3 protein-coding genes are annotated in these 2,542 nt (G+C 69.4%); all 3 read right to left on the reverse strand.

Annotated features, from left to right (window positions below):
• Positions 1-429 (reverse strand): DEAD/DEAH box helicase (locus tag R1101_RS27925; RefSeq protein ID WP_198420311.1); only part of this gene is annotated, 429 nt, incomplete at its 3' end.
• A gap of 25 nt (positions 430-454) precedes the next feature.
• The gene (locus R1101_RS0120955; protein WP_016935229.1) at positions 455-1,063 is read right to left on the reverse strand and encodes an isochorismatase family protein; all 609 of its coding nucleotides are present in this window, start codon (positions 1,061-1,063) and stop codon (positions 455-457) included.
• Between the two features lie 5 nt (positions 1,064-1,068).
• Positions 1,069-2,400 carry a nicotinate phosphoribosyltransferase gene (locus R1101_RS0120960; RefSeq protein WP_016935230.1) on the reverse strand — a complete coding sequence of 444 codons (1,332 nt, stop codon included), beginning with the start codon at positions 2,398-2,400 and terminating at the stop codon, positions 1,069-1,071.
• Positions 2,401-2,542: the final 142 nt, after the last annotated feature.

A 2,542-nucleotide genomic window follows, 5' to 3' on the forward strand; every position in this document is an offset into this window, starting at 1 on the left:
GCGGGAGAGGGCGAACGCGTCGAACAGTTCGGCCTCGGGGGTCTCCTCGGCGAGGCCGGTGTGGATCTTGTTCAGGCACAGGTAGTTTCCGCGCCCCTTGAGGATCGCGAAACGCGGGCGCCGGCCGAGGGAGCCGGTGAGGGCATCGGCGAGCCGCGGCAGGTCGCGCTCGACGAGCTGCCGCTGCAACGCGATGGTCGCCGTGGAGACCACCACCGTGCGGCCCGTCTTCACCGCATACCGGATGCTCGGCACGAGATAGGCCAGCGACTTGCCGGTACCCGTGCCGGCCTGCACGGCGAGGTGTTCGCCGGTGTCGATGCTGTGCGCGACGGCCGAGGCCATCGTCAGCTGATTGCGCCGCTCCCTACCACCCAGCGCGTGTACCGCGGTTCGCAGCAATTCGGGGACTTCGGGGAGATCCGGCACCGGCACAGGGTATCGGTCCCCACCGTCACGTTCGGTCTACGGCCCCGCGACCTGTGACTTCCGTGATATCGGGGACCTCGGTGAGCAGCTCGACGCCGGCCTGCCGCATCCGCTCGAGCGCGTCGCGGATCGTCGTCTCCGACACCCCTGCCGTGTAGGGCAGCAGCACCCGGACCCCGAAACCCTCCGCGATCGCGTCGAGCGCGGTGGCCCGCACGCAGTGGTCGGTGGCGATACCGACGATGTCGACATCGCTCACGTCGCGGTCGCGCAACCACGACACCAGCGCCGTGCCGTCGTCGTCGACTCCCTCGAATCCCGAATACGCCGCGTCGGAAGCACCCTTCGAGAAGACCGCCTCGAACCGGTCGGTGGTCAGCTCCGGATGGAAGTCGGCGCCCGGCGTGCCCACCCGGCAATGCGGCGGCCACGAGTCGACGAAATCGGGTTCGGGAGAGAAGTGCTCTCCCGGATCGTCGTGGTGGTCGCGGGTGGCGACGATGTGCGCGTAGTCGTCACCGCGCGCCTTCAGCAGACGGGTGATGTCGGACGCCACCTGCGACCCGCCCACCACGGCGAGCGAACCGCCCTCGCAGAAGTCGTTCTGGACGTCGACGACCAGTAGTGCGCGCATCGCACTCACCTCTCACGGACGAAACGCGTGGGGATCGCGGGATCCCCGGCCGAGAGCGTCAGACCCTCCCAGGGCAGACTCACCATGCCCTGGCGGAGGAACTCCCGGCTCTCCTCCAGGGTAGGCAGATCGCCGACCGGCTCGCCGCCGCGGATCAGGGGGATCATCAGCGGGCGGACCTGCGAACCCTCGCCCGGCGGAACCTGCTCGGCACGCGCGGGATAGACGACCTCCTCGACGAGCGTGCCGGTTCGTCGCGCGTACCGCACGGCCCTCTTCGCACCCCCTCGGGACTCCTTCGCCGTGCTGCGCTTCTCGACCGGGAGACCGTCGACCTCCACGAGCTTGAAGACCATCCCGGCGGTCGGGGCACCGGAACCTGTGACCACCGACGTGCCCACCCCGTACGCGTCGACCGGCTCCGCCCGCAGACCCGCGATGCCGTACTCGTCGAGATCACCGGACATCACGATCTTCGTGCCGGTCGCGCCGAGCTTGTCGAGCTGCTCGCGCACCTGGCGCGCGAGCACACCGAGATCACCCGAATCGATGCGCACCCCGCCGAGTTCGGGGCCGGCCACCGCGATCGCGGTGTTCACGCCCTCGGTGATGTCGTAGGTGTCCACCAGCAGGGTCGTGCCCACACCGAGGCTCTCGACCTGGCTGCGGAAGGCGGACGCCTCGTCACGGCCCTCCGTCGTGGTGTGCAACAGCGTGAACGCGTGTGCGGCAGTGCCCGCGGCGGGAATGCCGTACCGCTTCGCGGCCTGCAGATTGGACGTCGAGTCGAAACCGGCGAGATAGGCCGCGCGCGCCGCGGCGACCGCCGCTTCCTCGTGGGTGCGCCGCGAACCCATCTCGATGAGGGCGCGGCCGTCGGCGACACTCACCATGCGCGCCGCCGCCGAGGCGACAGCACTGTCGTGGTTGAAGATCGACAGGGTCAGCGTCTCGAGCAGCACGCACTCGGCGAAGGTGCCGCTCACCGAGAGGATCGGCGAACCCGGGAAGTAGAAGTCGCCCTCGCGGTAACCGTCGATGTCGCCGGAGAACCGGAAGTCGCGCAGCCACTCGACGGTGCCGGGCGCCAGGAAGCCGGCCGCGAGTTCGAGTTCGGCCTCGTCGAACCGGAACGATTCGAGCGCCTCGACCAGCCGTGCGGTGCCCGCCACGACGCCGTACCGCCGACCTGCGGGGAGGCGGCGGGCGAAGACCTCGAAGACGCACGGGCGGTCGCCCGAACCGTCTGCCAGAGCAGCTTCGAGCATCGTCAGCTCGTACTTGTCGGTGAACAGTGCGGTGCCGGAGCGACCGGCACGGAGAATGGCTTCGGGCACTCGATCACTGTAGAGCCACGGGTACCGAGGCGGGTTTTTCGCGGTGCTCCGAAGTCGTACCCTGGGAACATGGCGCCGTGTAGCACGACCACTCCGCTCGACGTCCAGTCGATGGCAGGACAGGCCGTCCCGGCCGAAGCCG

Source organism: Rhodococcus sp. R1101, from assembly GCF_000278445.1.
Lineage (GTDB): Bacteria > Actinomycetota > Actinomycetes > Mycobacteriales > Mycobacteriaceae > Rhodococcus > Rhodococcus gordoniae.

What these genes read in the sequence shown, in the direction of transcription:
- R1101_RS0120955 (WP_016935229.1), bottom strand. Translation starts at nt 1,063, where the DNA reads ATGCGCGCACTACTGGTCGTCGACGTCCAGAACGACTTCTGCGAGGGC.